Origin of the sequence: Sphingomonas sp. MMS24-J13, from assembly GCF_044905095.1 — a bacterium.
Lineage (GTDB): Bacteria > Pseudomonadota > Alphaproteobacteria > Sphingomonadales > Sphingomonadaceae > Sphingomonas_I.
On the sequence record NZ_CP173258.1, the window covers coordinates 246719 to 268020 of the forward strand.

Consider the following 21302-nt stretch of genomic DNA (forward strand, 5'->3'; position numbering starts at 1 on the left):
ACCTGGTCGAATAAAAAATCGGTCACATCATGCCGGAGTCGTCCGCTACGCCACCGCCAGCCGCCCCATCTCGACATAATCGAGCTTGCCCGTCCCCAGCACCGGCAGCGCCTCCACCACGCGGATATCGCGCGGGATCGCCAGCTCCGCGACTCCGTTCGCGCGGCCCCACGCCTGCAGCTCCGCCGCCACGGCCCCCGTCCGCGTCGTGAACAGCACCAGTTGCTCGCCCTTGCGCGCATCCGCCCGCGTCACCGCCGCATGGTCGCTGCCCGGCCATGCCGCCGCCGCATAGCCCTCGACCGCGGGCAGCGAGACCATCTCGCCGCCGATCTTGGCGAAGCGCTTGGCGCGGCCGCGGATCGTGACGAAGCCCATCTCGTCGAGGGTCACGATATCGCCCGTGTCGTGCCAGCCGCCCTCGGGGGGCTGGAGCACGCCCGGCTGGTCCGCCTTCATATAGCCCGCCATGATATTGGGCCCGCGGATCGCGAGTTTGCCGCCTTCGGTAATGCCGGGCATGGGCGAGACCTCCGCCTCGATCCCCGGCAGCAGCCGGCCGACGCTGCCCGCCTGGAAGTGCATCGGCGTGTTGACCGCGATCACCGGCCCCGCCTCGGTCGCACCATAACCCTCCAGGATGCGCAACCCGAACTTGTCGCTCCACGCCTTGCGCGTCTCGTCGCGCACCCGCTCAGCACCGGCGAAGATGTAGCGCAAGGCATAGAAATCGTAATTGTGCGCCATGCGGGCATAGCCGGCAAGGAAGGTGTCGGTGCCGAACAGGATCGTCGCATTGGCGTCGTACGCCAGCGCCGGGATGATCCGGTAATGGAGCGGATTGGGATAGAGCAAGGTTCGGATGCCATTGAGCACGGGCAGCAGGGTGCCGCCGGTCAGCCCGAAGCTGTGGAAGACGGGGAGCGCGTTCAGCACCAGATCGGACGAGTTGAAATCGATCCGCGCCGACAATTGCGCGCAATTGGCGAGCAGGTTGCGGTGGGTGAGGACGACGCCCTTGGGCAGCCCCTCCGATCCGCTGGTGAACAGGATCACCGCCGGGTCGGTCGGCGCGATCCGGCGGCGGCGATGGGAGCGCGCGGCCGAGCGTGACGCGATCAGCGCGCGCAGTTTGGCGCCGAAGCCGATCCGCTGCGCCAGATCCTCCAGATAGAGGATCGCGCGGCCATCGGCCTCCAGCCCGGCGACGATCGGCTCCAGCTTCGCCTGGGTTATGAAGGCGCGCGCGGTGACGATCGTGCGCACGTCCGCGGCAAGGCACGCCGCCTTCAGGTTGGCGAGACCGGCGGTGTAGTTGAGCATCGCCGGCACCCGCCCGATCGCCTGCAGCGCGAAGACGCTTGCCACCGTGCCGCTGATATTGGGTAGCAGCAGCCCCACCGCCTCGCGCGGCGCGCTGTGGCGTTCGAACAGGCGGCCGAGGGCGAGGCTGCCCGCGATCAGGCGGTCATAGCTCAGCGGCTCGCGCTTGATATCCTCGACCACCAGGGCCTTGCCGCCATGGACGTGGCGCGCGTCGAGCAACGCTTCGAACAAGGTGCGGTCGATAGGCGATGTCGCGAAGATCATCGCGCTCATCTCGTCGTAGAGCCGGCGTCCGGCGGCGGCGCGGCGGGCGCGGGCCGTCATCGTGCCGTCGATTGCGAAGCGGCGCGGGGGCAGGATCGTCAGGCTGATCTTCGGGAAGCTGCGCAGCCGCGCCTTGCCGCGCAGCCGCGAGAAGGTCGAGAATTGCGCGCCATCGATCCGCACCGGGATGATCGGCGCATCGGCCTTGTCGGCGACCATGCCGGGCCCGTCGAACACCTTCATCAGCGCGCCGGTGACGGTGATGCGCCCCTCGGGAAAGATGACGAGCGTGTTGCCCTCCTTCACCGCGCGCACCATCGCCTTGGTCGCCATCGGGTTGGTCGGATCGACCGGAAAGGCGCGGAACAGCTTGAGCGCGGGCTGGATCCACCATTTCCGCGTGATCGCGCTATGGACCGCGAACACCGGCTTGCCGGGCAGGAAGGCGGCGAGCAGCAGCCCGTCGAGCCACGACACGTGATTGACCACCACCACCGCGCGCTCGCCTGGCCTGGGCATGTTCTCGGCGCCGTGGAGCTCGATCCGGTAGAGCAGTTTCAGGATCGTGCGGATCGTCGCCTTGATCGCCGTATCGGGCAGCAGCCAGCAGGAGATGAGCGCGACCGCCAGCGTCGAGAAGCCCATCGCGCCGATGATGCCGGGGATGGTGACGCCCATGCCGAGCAGCCCGGTCGCCACGGCTACCACCAGCACCATGACGATCGCATTGACGATATTGTTGGCGGCGATGACGCGCGAGCGGCCGTCGGGCGGGCTCGTCGTCTGCAGGATCGCATAGAGCGGCACGACGAACATGCCGCCCGCGATCGCGAGTGCTGCGAGATCGAACAATATGTGCCAGCTTCCCCGCGTCGCGACGAACTGCGCGATCGTGGCATGCGGCGTGACGATGACGAACCGGCTCGTCACCCGCCACAGATCGAGCATGAAGCCCGACATCAGCAATGCCGCGACCGGCACGTATCGCGCCGAAACCGCCCCATCGAGAAGCTTGTTGACCAGCATCGATCCCACCGCGATCGCGATCGAGAAGACGATCAGGAACAGAGTCACCACCTGCTCGCGCCCGCCGAGATTGTTCGAGACGAGCGGCAGGAATTCGGACACCATCACCGCGCCGATCGCGAAGAACCAGCTGATCCCCAGGATCGACAGCCACACCCCGCGTCCCGAGTGGGCCGCCTTCAGCACCGCCCAGGTGCTGGCGAACGGATTGCGCGTGATCGTCACCTTTGCGACCGGCGGGGCAGGGGGCACGAACAGGCTGGCGAAGAAGCCGACGCACGCCAGCCCGGTCGCGATCAGACCGGCTTCCCACGGCGCCACCACGCCGGCGAGCAACTGCCCGCCGAGAATGGCGAGGAAGGTGCCGGCCTCGATCAGCCCGGTGCCGCCCATGATCTCATGCGCACCCAATTGCTGCGGCATGATCGAATATTTGATCGGACCGAAGATGGTCGAATGGCAGCCCATGAAGAACAGGGCGAGCAGCAGCAAAGGCACCGACTGGAGCCACAAACCGGCCAGCCCGAGCGCCATGAAGGCGATCTCCGCGCCCTTCACCGCACGCATCAGCCACGCCTTGTCCCACGCATCGGCGAGCTCGCCCGCCAGCGCCGAGAAGAGGAAGTAGGGCAATATGAAGATGCCGGTCGCGATCGTCGCCAGAATCGCCGATCGGCCCGGATCGCTCGCGTAGATCGTGAAGTTGGCGAGGAACAACATCGCATATTTGAGCACGTTGTCGTTGAATGCGCCCAGGAACTGGACGACGAACAGCGGCCCGAAACGACGCTTGCCGAGCAGCGAGAAATTGGGTGCGGACATGGCTTGTTCTTGTCCTCTTTTATCGGGCATACACGAATTATCCGTTCGTCCCGAGCGAAGTCGAGGGACGCTCCGCGCTTACGTGTCTCGACTTCGCTCGACACGAACGGAGGATCCACCGCTTCTCCGATTTTCCGGCTACTCCTAAAATGAGCGCTGTTCAATAAAATAATTAGACACTGATCAATTTAATGCCTAACCCATCCCCATGGGCCGCCGATCCGATCACACTCGCGATGAACTCCAGGCGTTGATCCTATCCGGAGGGCAGGCCCTGCTCGCCGAAGTCGGCTATGCGCGCTTCTCCGCGCGCGAGGTGGCCAAGCGGATCGGCTATTCGATCGGGACGATCTTCAACGTCTTCGGCAGCCACGATGCCCTGCTGACCGCGCTGAACAGCGGCACTTTCGTCTTATGGGCGGAGGCTCTCCGCACGAAGCTGGCGGAGGCGGGCCACGATCGCATCGCCGCGCTGGTCGAGGGCTATTTCGATTTCGCCGAGGGCAATCCCAATCTGTGGATGGCGATCTACGATCATCGCCTGCCGCCCGACGTCGAACTGCCCGAAGACTATCGCCGCCTGCGCGCCGGCCTGACCGGCATCATCGAGGCCGAGATCGCCCGCACCCTGCCGCACACCCCGGCCGATAGGATCCCGGCGCTCACCCGCTCGCTCGTCGCCACCGTTCACGGCCATTGCGCTTTTGCTTTGACGGGGACCTTCCGCCTGCTGGGTGAACGCGATCCCCGCGCTGCGGCGCTCGCCCGGGTGCGGGAGACGCTGGCGGCCAACGCGCAACCGGCGATGCCGACGTCAGCGTGAATCGGATGGGGCGCGCGTTGCGGAATGGGCGCCCAACCGCGACGATGCGGTTATTCGACCCGGTGCACCTTCCGCCCATTCTATTCCGGTTTGTTCATGATGGCGATCGTCTGCCAGAAAGGCTGATGGTTGGTGCCGTCGTTGCCGTCTATGAAAGTGGGTTCGGAGAACCCGATCGTTTCCGCCCAAAGCCGTAACCAGTCGCGGTGCAAGAATACATCCAGTATCAAGTCTGGTTGTTCTTTGGCGAACTGATCAACGCGGCGGTGGAAGAGAACGCGATGCGAGGGATCGGCGAGTTCCACGAAGGTAAATACCGTTTTTCCGCCGGGTTTGAGTGCCCGGAAGCTGTCTTTCAGATAAAGAAAGCTTTCTTCGGGAGAAATATGCGTAAAGACCGACCAATGATAGATCATGTCCAAGGCGGCGTCTGCGGCGCGTATCGTCGGTCTGCGGTGAACGAACGCTTCGTATCCGGGGCACTTGTTCAAAAGTTCGGTAATGAATCCGTCGACGATGTCGGTGCCCGTATAATGCCCCTGCCACCCCGATCGCTGCAGCGCCTGCGCCGTCCGGCCGCACCCGCAGCCCAGATCATAGATCCGCATTCCATCGGCCAGACCATAATGGCGCAGGCCTGAGACCTGAACGTCCCCTTGGGACCTGAACAATTCAACGCTAAGGGAACCGACAGCTTCGGCAAAGGCCAGATCCCGGTTTTGGCCATGATGCTTCAGCTTCTCGTCCAGGAGGCGTCGATACGCTGCAACCGAATCATATCGCGTTGCTTTCCTGGATCCGCCGCGAACGAGCCGGGCCGCCGAAAACTTCATTTTGTCCCCCGTTGGCAACCAACGCTATCGAGCCCTTGTGACCAGGTTGCTCGATGACCGCAACCGGGCACCTGCGGACCATCCGAAGGTGGTGGAACTGCGCGCGCTTTCGCTCGGGTCGTGCCGGTGTGACTGGTAGTTGCGCTTGCGCCGGTCGACAGCGCGATCTCGACGTTCTTTTCCCAAATGGCGATGCTCACCTTCGGCGGGGCTTATGCCGTCCTCGCCTGGGTCGGCCAAGTGGCGGTCGATCATTATCACCGGCTCTCGCGTCGGCGACTGGCAACTCGGCATCGTGCACGTGCCGCAGATCGATCCCGGCAGCCTTGACCTGCTGGCGCTCGGGCTGTCGCAGGCGACGATGATCGCCATCCTTCGGTTCGACTTGAGCGTGTTTGCCCTGCTTGGCGGTTGTGGGTTGCGGGTCTTGCGGTCAGGCCGCTGTCATGCGCGCCAGCCTGCCGGCGCTTGCCAACACCGACACACGCCACCTAATCTGCTGGCGAAACACGGGGGGAACAGGCGTATGATCGGGCTATGGATGCTGGCCGCGGCCTTCACCGCGCCACAGTCGATCCGCCCCGAACATTGGCTAGGGGCCGAAGATTATCCCGGCGTCACCCAGGGCACGACCGCGCGGGTCCCGCGGCGGGTGGCGATCGTGGTCGATCCGAAGGGCAGGGCGGCGGCGTGCGAGCCGGTGATGGACCAGAGCCAGGGGAATTTCGATTGGCCGGTCTGCGATGTGCTGGTGAAACGCAGCCGGTTCGCGCCCGCGACGGAGAATGGCCAGCCGGCCTGGGGCGTCTGGACGATGGCGATCAACTTCGCGACGGGAACCGGCACGCCGCAGAACGGCGTTGCCTATGACGTCGTCGTGCCGGTCAATCGGCTGCCGGGGCGCGGCGATCCACAGGCGGTCAAGATCGAGCAACTCGTCGACCAGCAGGGCAAGGTCGAGGCCTGCACCGTGACCGGGCCGAGCCGCGAGCCGGTCCTCGACACGTTGGCGTGCAAGGTCGCGACCATGTTGCCGGTCGCGCAGGTGACGGACCGCGCCGGCGCGCCGGTTCGATCGGTCGTGACACAGACGGTGATGTTCGCGGTCGATCCGGCGAAGGCGCACGGCCATTAGGCCAATCGGCGTGGCAGGGCGATTTGCACGCGGCTGCTCGACGGTGCCCGAAGGCGATGGGCCATGCGGCGCAATGGCCACGGCCGATAATCGGCGGCGCGATCGCCTTACGCCGAACGATCCCGCTCAGGCGGCCTTGCGTATTCGCCGGTGGAGATAATTTTCGTCGAAACCCGCGATCCTGACCAGGGTCGCCGGATCTGAAATGACGAGGCTGCCGCGATTGAGCGTCATCGCGCCGCTCTCGCGAAGTTTGCGCAGAACCCGGTTGATGTGGACCGGGGTCATGCCCAGCGCATCGGCCAGGAGCAGTTGCGAGATCGGCAATTCGAGATCGGTTCCGCTCGCCAGCCCGATATTGGTGGCGCGCGCATAGAGTTTGCACATGAGGTGGGCGACCCGTTCGATGCTTTGCCGCCGGCCCATGCTGGTGATCCACGCGCGCATCGTGCCTTCGTCGATCAGCTGACCGACATACATGGCGCGCGCGACGGCAGGTCGGGTCTCCATGATCGTATCCATTTCGGCGCGGTCGATCGTCGCGACGAGCGCCGGGCCGATCGTCTGGATGCCGTGATCCATTTCGGCGAGCAGCCCGATATGGAGATCGCACGAATCCCCTGGCATCAGGAATGCGAGCACCTGCCGCGTACCGTTCGGCAGGATCTTGTAGCGGTGCGCCCACCCCTCGAGGATGACGAAGACGGGCCCGGGCCGATCGCCCTCGCGGATCAGATCGCGCCGCGCCGGATAGGTCCGTGGCCGCGCGGTCGCGGCGATAAGCGCCGTTACGTCGTCCGTTCCTAACGGAGAATAGCCCCGCAGCCGATCGACGAAGCGATTTTTCATCCGCCTTGATCCCACGTGCGTCGAGAATTTGATATTGTTTAAAGTTATTGTCTATTGTTGATGTAGATAATGTCTGCAGCCGCCTTTTCGGCTAGGGGCAAGATCATCGTCGGCTTTCGCACAGGCTCCGGCGGCTGAGAGTGCAGCATGCTCTCGCCTGACGTGGAGCGGCGACATGGCAGACAGCGTCAATGACAATGATTCCGCGCGTGTCGGCGCTGGATTGCCCGAGCCCGATGCGCATGGGCAGGCCGCGATGCTGCTGGTCGAGAGCTTGATTCACGGGCTCGTCGCCCGCTCGATTCTCAGCGTCGAGGACGCGGTCGAGGTCGTCGATGTGGCGGCGGAGGTGAAGGCTGATATTGCGGCCGAGCTGGGCGACTCGCCGGCGACGATGGAGAAGTCGCTGACGCTCCTGCAGGCGATCAGCGCGAGCCTGCGACGTGACGCGCCAATTGAGGATGGTCCGATCGACAATGTCGGGGATTGATCCCGAAATCTCTGGATCGGCGGCACTTTAGCTCCCATTCGGATGCAATTTGCCCGGCAGTGCATGATCCATGTTGCACATCGTCCGGCCGATTGCCGATAGACTTGGCGCTCATTCAGTTTGGGGTGGGCGACATGAATGATTTCGACACCGAATATTTCCAGCTCCGCGAACGGGAGGAGCTGGCGCGCGCCGAGAGTTCGCCGAATCCGTCAGTCGCGGGGATCCACCGAGATCTGGCCGCGCGTTACGCGGCGCTGATCCGCCGCCGCAATGTCGTTCTGAAGCATTTCAACATGGAGCCCGGGCAACTGTCGCAGGCGAAACCTGAGGTCGGGATTTCCATATCGGCCGCGTCCACCTGATCCGATCAAGCCGGGACATGTCACTGCCCGGTACGACAGACGTAATGACAGCTCCGGCAGGGGTCGGTTAGCCCGGCGGGGGGCGGGAGTTCAGGCCTCTTGGCCGGCCTTCCGACACAGTCTTCCCGGACGACACCTGCATGGTGGTGCAGTGGATTATTCGTTCGTGCCGTCGATATCCTTCGCGTCATCTGCGCGCGGCGAGGGGGGTATGGCGGCGGCGATGTCGATATCGGGCATGGCCGGGGGCGCCCAACCCCGCCAATTGCCCGTCAACACGCTGATTGAAAATCGCGGCAGCGCCAGGCTGCCGGACCAGTCGCGGATATGGTGCCGGCTTGGCGTGCGATCGCGCGAAGGATGGCCTCCGTCGGCCGGGTCGGCCCAGCGATACTGATCCGCCGAATATTGGGCGACGTCGACGTGTCCACCGGGCACGGCGCGCGCATCGCCGAACGCGATCCTGGTGCGGATGCGTCGCCAGGATCGGTTGACCAGCAGCAGGCTCCAGCGCGCGTCCGGCCGCTGCACCGCATAGGCCGATACCAGCGCTCGCCCCTCCCGGTCGCGCAGGATCGAGCGGACGGGGAAAATCCGGTGGGGCCCCCCTGCGGGATCGGTCCAGACCTTGGTGAGCAGGTTCAACGCGCGAAGGCTCGGCATCGTCCACGATGCGCGCCCGTGCCGGTCGGCGAGCCAGAACATGAGGTCGCCCCGCCCGGCACAGCGTTTCTCGCCGCTGATGAGGTCGCTTGGGGTGATCCCGTAGGCGAATATTCCCTGCGCATCACGCTGCAGCAGGCCGCCGAATATGTCCGCCGTCGCCAGTGCGCTGGGCATCTGCACCAGCGGCGCCCCGCCGAACGCCGAATAGCCGAGTTCGGTGATGAACCACGGAATGTCGCTCGGGACGCCGTCGGCCTCGAGCCGTGCGTAAAGGTCGCGCATCTGTGCGGTCTGCGAGCGGAGTTTGGCCGCGGCGGATCCGCACACATTGTCGAACGGGAAATATTCGTAGGAGAAGAAATCGAGCTGATCGAGCGCGTCGCGCGATTTCAGATATTTGATGAAACGGCTCGTCCAGCTCGAGTCGGGATCGGCGTCGAGCCAGGTATCGGATACGCCGTTGACCAGGCTGGGTCCGCCCACTTCGAGCCTGGGATACCGGCTGCGGATGAGTCGGGCGAATTCGAGATAGAGCGCGCCATAATCGTCGGCACCGATCAATTGACCGTCGGGTTCTTCGCCGAGTTCGACACGATCCAGCGCCACCCCGTTGCGTTCCAGCTGTTCGATCAGCGCGAGCATGTTCTCGGGCGTATCGTAGAGGATGCCCACCGGCAGCATCACCGGGCCGCCCGGCATGACCCCGGCCTGCCGCAGCGCCACCGGCGACGGTTGTGCCGCGTCCGGATCGCGGTCGCTTGCGCGATGCCACGGATCGGTCGACGAGACATGCATGGCGGTCTGGTGCCGGGCATCGCGGCCGTGACGCACGGCGTCGTCCAGCTGTCCCGACGGCGAGAGCTGCCCGAGCGCGATTTCGGCCACGGCATAGCCGATCGCGTCGCGTTCGTCCGTCGCGCCGGCCGGCGCGGTGTGTGACGATCGGGTCATCAGCACACGCACGAAGCGCGTTCTGATCGGGGCGTCGGCCAGCCGCAGGGTCGTTACCCCGCCCCGGCCTTCGCTGACGACGCCCCGCGGAAACGCGGCCCAGTGCCCGCTATATTCATCGCGTCCGATCCAATATTGGACCTCGAAGCGGACGGCATAGGGATCGGCCCAATGGATCGTGATGGCGTCGATCGGCCGGGGCTCGGGCCATTCGGCGATCAACCAATCCCGGTGATCCCCGGCAATGCCGGTGAAGCGCGCGTCGAGATAGGGATTGCTCTTCCAGAAGGTCGCCGCATCGCCGTCGTCCAGGCGCGAATAGCCATCGTCATTGGCCTCGTCATGCGTGTCGCCGCGCCGCGCAAGCCTGTAGCCGAAGCCGATACGATCCACCGCGGCCTTGGGATCGCCTGTCCAATACCCTTGCTGGTGCGCCATATCGCTCCAGCGGCCATGCGAACTCCAATGCCAGGCTTCGATTCCGAGCTCGGTGCGCAGCCGATATGAGGTCCGCAGCCCACCCAGGTCGCGCAGCGCCTTGCGATTGGCGGGCAGGAACAGCCGGCTGACCTGCGCCTCCGGTCCGCCATCGACCGCGATGCCGAAAACGTCGGCGGGGCGGAAGGTGCTGGTGGGTGTCCGCCAATCGATCGTGACCCGATCCTGGTAGCGTTTGGTCGCCGCGGCGGGATCGAGCCCTCCGACCAAGGTGGCCGCCGCGAGGCAGGCCAAGACGCCAGCACGTCCCACGTAACCCACCCGTGCCAAGGCTTCCCCTCTTCCGACCCAATTCGATGAAGCGGCGAGCCATCGCCCGTACAGGACGACCAGAGCGCCGCATGTAACGGAAATGCCGCTTTTATAGCGCGTTGTCAGGCGGCGGGCGGATTGGCAAGCCGCGGCAGGTGATGGTTCGTCAACCTTAGGTCGATCCCGCGCCCCATCCGTCAGATGCAGCACGCACTTCCGTCCGGGCTAAGCGTCGGGCCGATCGGCGTGGCACCTCTCGAACGATGGGGCATGCGCCCTGCAATCGACGGCACCCAGATAAAAAAGCCGATCGAGAGGGAGAATGATGTGAGTGGGCCAAATCCTGCGCAGGCGACGATCACCGATCCGCCGCTCCCATCCCGGCGACAGGCTTATTATTCGCTCGCCGTTCTCACCGTGGTGGTGATGTTCTCCACCCTCGATCGCACCGTGATGGCGCTGCTGATCGACCCGATCAAACATGATTTCGCGCTGACCGATACCGAAGTCGCCTTCCTGATCGGGGCGGCATTCTCGATCACCTACGGCATTGCCGGCATCCCGATCGCGCGCATCGCCGATAGCTGGAACCGGCGCAATCTCATCGCGATCAGCATCGGCGTGTGGGGCTTCTGCACGATGACGGGGGGGCTCGCGCAAAATTATGCGGGGCTGATCGCATCGCGGCTCGGGATCGGTATCGGCGAATCCGGTTATGGCCCGGCGAGCTGGTCGATCGTGGCGGATAGCTTCCCGCGTGAAAAGGTGGCGTTCGGGGTCGGCGTGCTTGCGATCGGGGCGATGCTGGGCATCGGGCTCGCGCAATTCTGTGGCGGCGCCATCCTCGCTTTGGTCCGGCATGTGCCACCGATGGCGGTGCCGATGATCGGGATCATCCGGCCGTGGCAATGGGTGTTCATCGTCGTCGGGCTGCCGGGCTTCCTCTGGGCGTTCATGGTCATGACGACGCACGAGCCTGCGCGGCGCGGGGTCGGTGCGGGCCGGCCGGCGCCGGTGCCGGTCAAGCAGGTGCTGCGCGTGCTCCGTGACGATTGGCGCACCTGGCTGGCGGCGATCGGCGGAGCGGGGATGAAGATATTGCTCGCGGCAGGGCAGGCGACCTGGGGCGCGACCTTCTTCCACCGCCGCTTCCACTGGGAATTGTCGACCGTCGGCATGGTCACCGGCGGGATGACTTTGGTGGTCTCGCCGCTCGCGACGATCGTCGGCGGCAAGATCTCCGAATATTGGACCAAGCAAGGCCGCCCCGACGCCAATCTGCGGATCGTCCTTTATGGACTGATCGCGTCGGTGCCCTTGTGGACGCTCTCGCCCCTGTTGCCCAATCCCTGGCTGGTGCTCGCGTGCAATGCATGCGCGATCTTTCTCGGCACGATCGGGATGGGGCCGGGTTTCGCCGCGATCCAGATCGTCGCACCGCCGCGCATCCGGGCGCAGATCAGCTCGCTCAGCCAGTTCAGCACCAACGTCGTCGCCTTCGCGCTGAGCCCGCTGATCGTGGCCCTGTTCACCGATTATGTGTTCCGCGATCCGACCAAGCTGGGATACTCGATCGCGCTCAATGCCGCCACCATGGGTGCGATCGCGATCCTGATCACGTGGCAGGGGCTCAAGCCCTATGCCCGTGCCTGTGCCCGCGCCGAGCGCGGCTGGATCGACTGATGCGGCGGGCTTTGCGCTTCTCCGTAGCCAAAGCTGAACGAGTTGATAGGATTGGCGCCGAATCCGTAGCCGGCGATCGGGGAAAACCCCGGGGCCTGCGCCAAACCGGATCGAGGGGAGAGTGATGAGGGATCTGGTCCTGAAGGGCGGCTGCGTGCCGATGCGGTGGCGGTGATGGCCGACGCCGGCATGACCGACGCGGACGTGCTGCTCGCGCAGATCGACGACGCCTGCCGCCGCCTGCGCATCGCGCAGACCACCTTCGGCCGGCTGGCGGTGAATGACGGCAAGTTCGTCAACCGGCTCCAGCAGGGCGGGAAGGTGACCTTGCAGACGGTCGATCGGGTCCACCGCTTCATCGCCGAGCAGGGCGGGCCATCGGAGCGCAGCCTGCGCTCGCTGATCCGGCGCGATCGCGATCTGCCGCCCGAACATAATTTCCGCTTCTACGACAATCGTCAGAAATATCTGATGTTCGTCAACACGTCGTGCGAGAAGCAGATCATCGCCGATCGCGCGCTCGAGCAATTGATGCTGACCCAGCCGCAGCCGCCGGCGATCCGCCTGTTCGACGGCGGCACCGGCGACGGCACCGCCTTCGCCCGGCTGCTGCGCGGCGCGCACCGGCGCTATCCGTGGCTCCCCTTCTACGCGGTCGCCAAGGAGATCAGCATCGAGAATGTCCGGCTGATGCTGGAGAAGATGCCCGATCGCTTCCAGGAGCATCCGGCGACCGTGCTGGTCGTCACCAACCTGCCTTATACCGAGGCGCCGTGGCTGCGCCCGGATTCGCCGATCGCGGCGAGCCAGATGGTGTGGCACGAGGTGGCGCTCGAGGGATCGACCGCGGGCGATTTCGAGGAGGCGATCGCCGGCCTCCAGCCCTTCCTCGAGCAGAATTGGCAGGTCGAGGTCAGCAGCCGCACCGGGCATCCGGTCAACAAGACCCCGGCGGTGCTGGTGATCTATCGGCGCGACAATCAGTTCGTGCTGGATTCGGTGCTGCCGCGGCGCGGCCTGGCGCGCGCGGAGTTCGATTTCGCGCTGCTGTCGCAGCCCTATCGCGCGCGGGCGCCGATCGATTTCAAGGCGCGCCGGGTCGTCGCGCCGATCGTGCGCGCGCTACGGCCCAACGGGCGGCTGATGGGGGTCCATTCGCACGGATCCGATCCGGGAATGGAGATCATCCGATCGGTGTGGCCGGGTGAAGACCCTTTTACCACCGGCCGCGCCGAATTGATGGACGAGGTCAAGCGCGCGCTGGGGCCGTCGGCGCTCGCCTATCGCTTCCACCACCTCACCGATGCCGAATCCCTGTTCCGCTATCACATCCACACGCTCTCGACCGAGATCGATCCCAAGGGCGAGATCGGCACCTCGACTCTGATCGCGGCATGGAATGCGGCGAGCTACGTCGCGCAGATCGAAGACCGCCGGCTGGCCGCGGTGATGAACCGCGACGATTATCTGGATGTCACCCGATCGGCGCTGCGGCAGCATGGCGGGCTGTGGTTCAACAACGAGACCTATGTCATCTCGCGGCGGGCGGAATTGGGGTAGAGGGTGCTCATGAACGATCATTCCACCCACACCCACGCCGACATCAGCCGGCCATCCTGCCCGTTCTGCAGCGCGCTGTGGACCGATGCGATGCTCGACCAGTTCGACGCGATGACGGGATCGTCCTCGTGCGCGTGCTGTGCGGGGTCGAGCGAGCCGGCCGAGCCGCTGCCGGTGCCGACCGAGGATCTGTGCTGCGCGGCGTGCGGACGGGCCATCTATCTGAAGCCGTCCTGAAACCTTTCCCCTCGGGAGAGTGCGTCCAAGACTATTCCATCTGCCCCATCGCATCGCTCTCGACCACGATCCGGCCGGTCACCTCCGCCCCGGCGTTGCGCGACAGCCGCGCGAATAATGGCGCGCCGGCCGCGGCGATCGCCGCCAGCACCAGCATCGCAATCCGGAACGCGCCGAGATCGGGCGCATGCAAACCAGGGCTCAGCAGGTTGAGCAGCAGCGCCGCCCCCGAGATGGCGGTGGCCTGACCCATCGAATTGACCAGGTTGCCCAGCACCTGCGCGCCGCCCAGTTCGGCCGGCGGCATATCGGCGAAGCGCAAGGTCATCAGCGCGGTGAACAGGGTCGATCGGCACATGCCGACCACGAACAGGATCGCGAACAGGCCGGCGAACGGGATCGCCGGGCCGAGCAGTGCGCACGCCGCCAGCGATCCCGCCAACAGCACGGCGCCGCTCACCAGCATCGATCGGAACCCCCAGCGCCGCAGCGCCTTGCCGCACACCGGCTTGAGCACGAGATCGCCGCCGTTGGTCGCGAGCAGCAACAGCCCGGCCTGAAACGGGCTGAGCCCCAGCCCGATCTGAAGCATCAGCGGCAGGACGAAGCCGTGCGCGGTGAAGGCGATCCGCACGAAGGTGCCCGCGCCGATCGTCGCGGTGAAGAAGCAGGGATGGCGCATCGGGCCGAGCGGCACGATCGGATGCGCCGCGCGCCGCGCATGGCGGCCGGCCAGCAGCGTGAGGACCACGCCCAGCGCGAGGATCGCGCCGCCTACGCGCCAGTCCGCGCCATGGCCGCCGAGCCGATCGAGCCCGACGATCAACGCGCACAGCGCGCAGGCGGTGATCGCAAAGCCGCGGAAATCGAACGGTATGCGCGGCGCGGCGGGCAGCCTCGGAATATAGCGCCGCGCCGCGATCACGCCGATCAGCCCGATCGGAGCGTTGATGAAGAATACCCACGGCCAATCGAGGACGGTGGTGATGAAGCCCCCGATCGGCGGACCGACGACCGGCGCGATCAACGACGGGGTCGAGCTGATCGCCATCGCCGCGACGAGATACGATTTCGGGGTGATCTTGAGCAGGACCAGATTGCCGACCGGCACCATCATGCTTGCGAACGCCGCCTGCAGCGCGCGCGCAATCAGGAGCGCGGGCAGGCTGGGCGCGAGACCGCAACCGATCGAGGCGAGCGTGAAGCCGACGATCGCGCCGGCGAAGATGCGCCTTGGGCCGAATTGCTGCCCGATCCAGCTGCTCATCGGCATCAAGGCGGTCGAAACCAGCAGATAGATCGTGATCGAGCTGCTGAGCGAGGTCGGTGGCACCCCGAAATCGCGCGCCATGCGCGGCAGGGCGGTCACCAGCACCGTGCTGTCGAGCCCGACCATGAACATCGCCGCCGCCAGCACGATGGCGGTCACACGCGCGGCCTTGATGTCGGGGTCGATGGGGCTGGTCACCTTAACGCGATAACCATTAGCGCAGGCAGCAATCAACTCTGCCGGTCAGTCGCCGTTCGCATAGGCATCGATGAACGGCTGCATGAAGGCGCGATAGGGTTCGGCGACGCCGAGCCCGTCGCGATTGATCGGACGCCGCACCTGAAGCGCGCTCGCGGTGGTCACCGTGCGCTCGGTGAGGTGCGGCGTATAGGCTGCCGCTTCGTCGGCGAGGCCGCAATGCGCCAGCAGGCGGGCGGTCCACAGCGCCGGCTCCTCGACCAGCTCGGCATAAGGCACGATCAGCAACCGATCGCCGAGCTGCGCCTTCCAGTGCGCCATCATCGCATCCTCCAGCCGGAAGTGATGGGCGATGTCGGTCAGGCTGTAGCTCCACGCGACGCCGTGGATGAAGAAGGTGCGAAAGCACGACCAGGCATTGTCGAGCGGATCGCGCCGCATCCAGATCAGGGGCGCATCGGGCAGCGCCGCGGCGATCAGCCCCATGCAGCGGCTGACGTCGATTGTCTTGTCGACCACGCGGCCGGTGCCGGGATGACGCTCGGCGAGGAGGTGGAGGTAGAGTTCGGCCAATCGGTCTGGGCTGCCGCCACCAGCGATATAGCGTTCGAGATCATGGCCGGAGACGCCGCCGGCGGCGACCGCGATATGCTGGATGATGTTGAGTTCACCCCCGTCCTGGACGGCGCTGTGGCTGGCGAGGATATGCTCTACCAGCGTGGTACCCGATCGGGGGAGGCCGGTGACGAAGATCGGGCGGCCGGTTTCGCGGACACGGCCTTCGCGCATCCGCCCGAGCAAGGCGGGGGACCAGCCGGTCATCGCCGATTGCGCATTCCTGCTGTTGCCGGCGCGGCTGTACGGCGTCTCCGATCGCAACAATGCGGCGCCCCGGGCGAACGCGGCGGCGGTGGCGGCGGGATCGCCACGATCGGCATGCAGCTTGCCCAGCGCATAGCAATAGCGCGCCAGATCGGCGGCGCCCTGGCGTTCGGCGGCAGCGCCCTCGGCCAGCATCCGATCGCCGATCGCGTCCTTGGCCAGATTGACCGTCGTCGCTAGCGAAAGCCAGGCCGGCCCCCAGCCGGGCCGATGTTCGAGCGCGGTCAGCAGATGATCGCGCGCTTCATCGACCCGCCCCAGCGTCATCGCCGTATTGCCGAGGACATAGGCATGGCCGGCGCGATCGGGCACGTCGGCGGGCAGTTTCGCCAGCAGGTCGTGCGCCTCCCGCAACCGTCCGGATTGGGTCAGCAGGACCACCTTGGCATAATGCGCCTGCGGCCGGTTGCCCGCCCCCGCGACGAACGCGTCGATCGCCCGGTGGGCCAGCGTCAGTTCGCCGCTTACCTGCATGAGCTGCGAGAGCGATCGCCATTGCTCGCCGAGCCGGGCCTTCCCGTCGAGCAGGGCGGCAACGATCCGGTTGATCTCGGCGCGATCGCGGCGGGCGAGCGCGCTCTTCAGCTGCGCCATCCATCCGGCCACCGCCGCATTGTCCATGATCGCCATCGATGCTGATCGGTCCGTTTCCGTAGGCAATAGCAGGTCCGATCCAGAGGCGTCGCTTATCGGAGATGATGGCCGAAGCGGCATCGCCCAGGAAGCGTTGACAGGCCATAAACCTTAAGACAGGATTAACAAATAGTACTGCTGTGGCGCAGAGATTTGGGGAACAATGCTGCTCAAGACCTTTTTGTACTGCAACGCGGCGGCTCTGGCGCTCGCGGCGGGCTCGGCCGAAGCGGCCACCATCAACCTGTTTGATCTTGGCGGCGTCGCCGGTTCTCCGGCACAGCAGGGCTTCACACTCGCTGCGGATTATTGGGGTTCGGTGCTGACGAACAACGTCACGATCAACCTCGGCGTCGGTTTCTCGTCGCTTCCACCCCGCGTCCTCGCGTCCACCGGTAGCCGCCAGGTCGATTATTCGGTCGCCAACTGGGAAACCCGCGTCAACGCGACCAAGAGCAGTTCGACGCTCGATCAGAATATCGTCCTGCCGACTTTGACCGGGGGCAAGGCCAGCTTCATCACCAACGGGGTCGATGCCGCCGGCAATGACGATACCAGCAAGCTGGTCTACAACAATGCCGCCGATCGGAGCGGCCAAACGCTCTTTCTGAACTCTTCGGTGGTCAAGGCGATCGGCGGTTCGCTCAGCGCACCCAGCGCGCTCGACGGGTCGGTCACGTTCAGCAGCGATTATGCGTTCGATTTCAACCCGACCAATGGCATCCATGCCGCCACGATCGATTTCATCGGCGTCGCCGTGCATGAGATCGGCCATGCGCTCGGCTTCGTGTCGGGTGTCGACTATCTCGATTATTACGGCGATCCGAACGGCCCGGGCAAAGGCAGCCTCGGCTACAGCCTGAACGACACGTCGATCTATTCGGCGCTCGACATGTTCCGCTACAGCACTGATCCGACGGGCATCGCGCCGGGTACCGGCCCGTCGCTCGATCTGTCGGTCGGCGGCACCAAATATTTCTCGGTCGATGGCGGCGCCACGGCCCTGTTCGGCAACAAGTTCGCGACCGGCTCCTACAATGGCGATGGCGACCAGGCGTCGCACTGGCAGGATACGCCGGGCTGCGCGACCGGCAACGGGATCATGGATCCCACCTTCTGCTATGGCCAGATGGGCACCATCACCGGTCTCGATCTCGCGGCGTTCGATGCGATGGGCTGGAACCTCAGCGTCGACGCGCTCGCCAACAATGGCGGCTATCGCCAGACCACGGCCGGTATCTTCACCGCCTTCGGCGGCATCGTGCCCGAGCCGGCAAGCTGGGCGATGATGGTGGCCGGCTTCGGCCTGATCGGTGGTGCGATGCGTCGCCGCACCACCCTGCGGGTAACCTTCGCGGCCTGAATGCGCATGCGATCCGGGTGGCCGCACCCGGATCGCATGGCCATCCCATATCGATTTCGAGCGGCATTCGCCGGCCCGCCTCGCCAGGGGGCTTGCGGGGAAGGCCCGTCATCGCGTCATTTCGCGCCGAGGCTGTGGATCTCGGCGATGTAGCCGCCCGGAAACTGCACGATCGCGGCCCGCCGATCGCCCGAAGCCTTGGCAGGTACGAGCACGGCGGCGCCCGCGGACTCCGCTTTCGCCAACGTGGCATCGAGATCGGCGACCTCATAGCCGGTGATATCGCGGCCATAAGGCCAGGGCAGCGCGCCATCGCTCACCGCCACCGACATCTTGCCATAGCCCGATGTCAGCCGGATGCGGCGATAGGTGGTTCCCGGCCTGCCGATCTCGTCGCCCGGCGCCGCCGCCACGTCCGAGACGATGGTGGCGTGGCTGAACGCCTGCCATGCCGCGATGAAGCGATCGGCTGCGTCGGCGGTCAGATAGATGCGGTTCTCGGGTACGGTCGCGAGCGGCGCATAGCTCGGCTTGGTCGTGTGCCAGTAGAATTGCATGGCCACGCCGCCCGGCCATTGCACCAGCACGTCGCGCCCGATCGGATCGGGGAAGGTTTCGACCAGCCGCGTCGCCCCGGCATGCCGCGCGGCCAGCACGGCCTGATCGAGATCGGTGACGAGATAGCCGGTCCGCTCGTCGCCGAACGGATAGGGGATCGGGGTCTTGAAGCCGAAGACCGAAACGATGCCGACCGGCGTCAGCGCGATCTGCGAGATCGTCTGGCTGGGCGTCGGTGTGACCTGGAAGATGCCGCGCTTCGATGTCGTGCCGCCGAACGTCGCGACGAAGCTGGCGACGAAGCGATCGAAATCGGCCTCGGCCACATAGACATGGGTCGAATCATATTGGGCGCCCACCGCATAATCGACGCTGCCGGAGGGCGTCGGCTGCGCGATCGCGGCTGGGGATAGGGTCAGGCCGGCGATGAGGATGCCGAGACGCTTCATGAACGATGTCCTTCAGGTGGAGCCGATCCCATTTCAGAGCATGATCTCTCGCGTCGGGGTAGCGCGGATGCGATAAGGCGCTGCGACGCCCGCCGCGATGGCCCAGTTTCGGGAGACCCGCCTTGATCATTCGCACCGACGAAATTGCGGACCTGCCGATGGCGGATGGCGGCGTCATGCGGATCCATCTGTTCCGGCCGGCGGTGGCAGGACGCTTCCCGGGCGTGCTGTTCTTCTCTGAAATCTATCAGGTGACCGATCCGATCCGGCGGCTGGCGGCAATGATTGCGGGGCAGGGCTATGTCGTCGGCGTGCCCGAGGTCTACCATGACTATGAGCCGGCAGGCACGGTGCTCCATTATGATCAGGCCGGCACCGATCGCGGCAATCTCCTGAAGGTCACCAAGCCGGTCGCGGCGTTCGATGCTGATGCGCGTGCCGGGCTGGCATTCCTCGCCGGGCATGAGGCCTGCACCGGCAAGCTCGCGACGATGGGCGTCTGCCTCGGCGGCCATCTCGCCTTCCGCGCGGCGCTCGATCCGCGGGTGGCGGCGGCGGCCTGTTTCTACGCGACCGATATCCATTCGGGCACTTTGGGCGCGGGCAAGGCGGACGACAGCCTCGCGCGCATGGCGGAGTTGAAGGCGCAGACGATGTTCGTCTGGGGGCGACAGGACCCGCATGTGCCGTTTGCGGGACGCGAGGCGATCCGCGCGCGGCTGGAGAAAGTCGGTGCATCCTATGAGTGGCACGAGGTGAATGCCCAGCACGCTTTCCTGCGCGACGAGGGGCCGCGCTATGATCCTGCGCTGTTCCTGCAGGCGATGGGGTGGACGCTGAGCCTGTTCCAGCGCGCGCTTTATGGGGCGGCGTAATCGGACAGGCAGAAGGGTGGCCCAGAACTGGCGGATTTGCGAGATACTATGGTCAAGGTGGCGCTCGTTCTCACAACTATTCTGATCGCTATACCGGCTTACGCTGATCATACGCCGCCTTCGCAGCTCATTTTGAAAGTAAAGGGGCTGTCCGGAAAGGATGTGGCTGTCGGCCAGAAATATGCGACGTGCGTGAGAACGCCCTGGCTTCCCACCGAAGAGCAATGGGCGCTGAAGGCCAAGGCTTGTGAGCCTTCCGGGCCGATTGCTTCTTCCGGGTTGAAGGCTGCGATGGAGTGGGTCGATCACATCGCACATGAGTTTCCCGGAGCCGAGATCGACCTTCGCATCAGGCGCCGTTGACGGCACGGTACGCCGTCGGAGGTTGAAATGGATGATCAAGCCATAAGGGCCGCGTTGAAGCGTCATTGGGAAGCTTCGGACGCGGGCGATTTCGAGATCGAGCATGAAATCTATCATGCGGACGCGGTGCTCGAATATCCGCAATCGGGGGAGCGTATCCGGGGGCGGGCCAACATTCAGGAAAGCCGCTATCTCCAGCCGAACCGGAAGCGTTTCACGATCCGGCGGATCATTGGCGCTGGCGATCTGTGGATCACAGAATATGTCCTGACTTATGACGATATCCCGTCATATGTGGTGAGTATCATGGAGTTTCGCGACGGGCTGGTGGCTGCCGAGACGCAATATTTCGGCGATCGATTCGCCCCGGGCCTCTCACGCGCGCATCTGGTCGAACTGGCCGGCGGCAGCGCGCGATAGCGGCGGGCGTGTCGGGATTGTTCGCCCTCGGGGACGAACTGGAGGAAGCTGGTTTCTCCCCTGAGCTTCGGCAGGATTATGAGCGACTTCGATTGCACCTCGTCGATGAATAGGAGCGACCATATCGGGGCTGCGGCAAAGGTCGGGGGGCTGGCGCTAGCCGGGTGCATTAGGATTGGGTGCATCGGAATCGGATTTGCCGGCGCTTTCCTTCGATCCCCGGCCTTGACCGGAAAGATGAAAGCCGTGGCGCGCGGGACGCATGAGCAGCCCGCATTTGCGGCGGCTTCCAGTTCGTCGAACGAAATGATGGACTTCATCGCGCAAGCCTATGGTGCGGCCATCGCAGCGGGCATCATGCCCAAGCCCGGCGAGGGCCGATGCCACGGGCGCTTATATCGGCGCCGATCCTGATCCAGCGTCGATAAGCCGCGCGCGACCTCGTTCCTCACCATGGCCCAGCCCGCCTCGATTTGGCTGTGGCTGCGGGTTCATCCGTCTACGGCCTAGA

17 protein-coding genes and 2 pseudogenes are annotated in these 21302 nt (G+C 65.3%); 11 read left to right on the plus strand and 8 right to left on the minus strand.

The genetic code is table 11. The annotated features are described in order from the left end of the window. Window positions 1–45 precede the first annotated feature (45 nt). Complete coding sequence (locus AB4Z44_RS01090; protein ID WP_404712248.1) at window positions 46–3438, minus strand: acyl-[ACP]--phospholipid O-acyltransferase; 3393 nt, start codon at window positions 3436–3438, stop codon at window positions 46–48. A 250-nt stretch (window positions 3439–3688) separates the two neighbouring features. Here AB4Z44_RS01090 and AB4Z44_RS01095 point away from each other — a divergent pair, with 250 nt between their 5' ends. After that, window positions 3689–4261, plus strand: a complete 573-nt coding sequence (locus AB4Z44_RS01095; protein WP_404712249.1) for a TetR/AcrR family transcriptional regulator — start codon at window positions 3689–3691, stop codon at window positions 4259–4261. 80 nt (window positions 4262–4341) lie between these two features. On the opposite strand, the gene AB4Z44_RS01100 is transcribed toward AB4Z44_RS01095, so the two are convergent. Continuing rightward, complete coding sequence (locus AB4Z44_RS01100) at window positions 4342–5094, minus strand: class I SAM-dependent methyltransferase (RefSeq protein ID WP_404712250.1); 753 nt, start codon at window positions 5092–5094, stop codon at window positions 4342–4344. A gap of 526 nt (window positions 5095–5620) precedes the next feature. Here AB4Z44_RS01100 and AB4Z44_RS01105 point away from each other — a divergent pair. After that, window positions 5621–6229, plus strand: a complete 609-nt coding sequence (locus tag AB4Z44_RS01105) for a hypothetical protein (protein ID WP_404712251.1) — start codon at window positions 5621–5623, stop codon at window positions 6227–6229. A gap of 126 nt (window positions 6230–6355) precedes the next feature. Here the strand turns inward: AB4Z44_RS01105 and AB4Z44_RS01110 are convergent, their stop codons facing one another. After that, window positions 6356–7078 (minus strand): Crp/Fnr family transcriptional regulator, encoded by a 723-nt coding sequence (locus AB4Z44_RS01110; RefSeq protein ID WP_404712252.1) that lies wholly within the window; start codon window positions 7076–7078, stop codon window positions 6356–6358. 175 nt (window positions 7079–7253) lie between these two features. Between AB4Z44_RS01110 and AB4Z44_RS01115 the strand changes: the two genes are divergently transcribed. Together AB4Z44_RS01115 and AB4Z44_RS01120 are read left to right on the plus strand one after the other, a co-directional pair. Beyond that, the gene (locus AB4Z44_RS01115) at window positions 7254–7568 is read left to right on the plus strand and encodes a hypothetical protein (protein ID WP_404712253.1); all 315 of its coding nucleotides are present in this window, start codon (window positions 7254–7256) and stop codon (window positions 7566–7568) included. Window positions 7569–7702: 134 nt separating this feature from the next. After that, window positions 7703–7933 (plus strand): hypothetical protein, encoded by a 231-nt coding sequence (locus AB4Z44_RS01120; RefSeq protein ID WP_404712254.1) that lies wholly within the window; start codon window positions 7703–7705, stop codon window positions 7931–7933. Between the two features lie 156 nt (window positions 7934–8089). Here the strand turns inward: AB4Z44_RS01120 and AB4Z44_RS01125 are convergent, their stop codons facing one another. Then, entirely contained in the window at window positions 8090–10318 is a 2229-nt protein-coding gene (locus tag AB4Z44_RS01125; protein WP_404712255.1) for a hypothetical protein, read from the minus strand. Window positions 10319–10627: 309 nt separating this feature from the next. On the opposite strand from AB4Z44_RS01125, the gene AB4Z44_RS01130 reads away from it, so the two are divergent. Then, on the plus strand, window positions 10628–11983 hold the full coding sequence (locus AB4Z44_RS01130; RefSeq protein ID WP_404712256.1) for a spinster family MFS transporter: 1356 nt from the start codon (window positions 10628–10630) through the stop codon (window positions 11981–11983). A 171-nt stretch (window positions 11984–12154) separates the two neighbouring features. Next, window positions 12155–13543: a hypothetical protein gene (locus AB4Z44_RS01135; protein ID WP_404712257.1), complete on the plus strand. Its 1389-nt coding sequence runs from the start codon at window positions 12155–12157 to the stop codon at window positions 13541–13543. A 17-nt stretch (window positions 13544–13560) separates the two neighbouring features. Here AB4Z44_RS01135 and AB4Z44_RS01140 read toward each other — a convergent pair whose 3' ends face one another. From AB4Z44_RS01140 to AB4Z44_RS01150, 3 genes are read right to left on the minus strand one after another with little or no spacing between them, the layout of a single operon-like run. Next, on the minus strand, window positions 13561–13761 hold the full coding sequence (locus AB4Z44_RS01140) for a hypothetical protein (protein WP_404712258.1): 201 nt from the start codon (window positions 13759–13761) through the stop codon (window positions 13561–13563). Window positions 13762–13811: 50 nt separating this feature from the next. After that, entirely contained in the window at window positions 13812–15248 is a 1437-nt protein-coding gene (locus AB4Z44_RS01145; RefSeq protein ID WP_404712259.1) for an MFS transporter, read from the minus strand. A gap of 45 nt (window positions 15249–15293) precedes the next feature. Then, window positions 15294–16760: a sulfotransferase gene (locus AB4Z44_RS01150; protein WP_404712260.1), complete on the minus strand. Its 1467-nt coding sequence runs from the start codon at window positions 16758–16760 to the stop codon at window positions 15294–15296. Window positions 16761–16926: 166 nt separating this feature from the next. Here AB4Z44_RS01150 and AB4Z44_RS01155 point away from each other — a divergent pair. Both AB4Z44_RS01155 and AB4Z44_RS01160 read left to right on the plus strand, forming a co-directional pair. Continuing rightward, a pseudogene (locus AB4Z44_RS01155) lies at window positions 16927–17886 on the plus strand (NF038122 family metalloprotease); the annotation flags it as partial. Between the two features lie 135 nt (window positions 17887–18021). Continuing rightward, window positions 18022–18126: pseudogene (locus AB4Z44_RS01160) on the plus strand (PEPxxWA-CTERM sorting domain-containing protein); the annotation flags it as partial. A 116-nt stretch (window positions 18127–18242) separates the two neighbouring features. On the opposite strand, the gene AB4Z44_RS01165 reads toward AB4Z44_RS01160, so the two are convergent. Beyond that, complete coding sequence (locus tag AB4Z44_RS01165; RefSeq protein WP_404712261.1) at window positions 18243–19133, minus strand: glyoxalase; 891 nt, start codon at window positions 19131–19133, stop codon at window positions 18243–18245. Window positions 19134–19255: 122 nt separating this feature from the next. On the opposite strand from AB4Z44_RS01165, the gene AB4Z44_RS01170 reads away from it, so the two are divergent. Genes AB4Z44_RS01170 through AB4Z44_RS01180 form a run of 3 tightly spaced genes read left to right on the plus strand, consistent with a single transcriptional unit; the run spans window position 19256 to window position 20791 of the window. Next, window positions 19256–20008: a dienelactone hydrolase family protein gene (locus AB4Z44_RS01170; protein WP_404712262.1), complete on the plus strand. Its 753-nt coding sequence runs from the start codon at window positions 19256–19258 to the stop codon at window positions 20006–20008. A gap of 48 nt (window positions 20009–20056) precedes the next feature. After that, the gene (locus AB4Z44_RS01175; protein ID WP_404712263.1) at window positions 20057–20371 is read left to right on the plus strand and encodes a hypothetical protein; all 315 of its coding nucleotides are present in this window, start codon (window positions 20057–20059) and stop codon (window positions 20369–20371) included. A 27-nt stretch (window positions 20372–20398) separates the two neighbouring features. Then, a complete protein-coding gene (locus tag AB4Z44_RS01180) occupies window positions 20399–20791 on the plus strand; it encodes a nuclear transport factor 2 family protein (RefSeq protein WP_404712264.1) in 393 nt (130 codons plus the stop codon). Window positions 20792–21302: the final 511 nt, after the last annotated feature.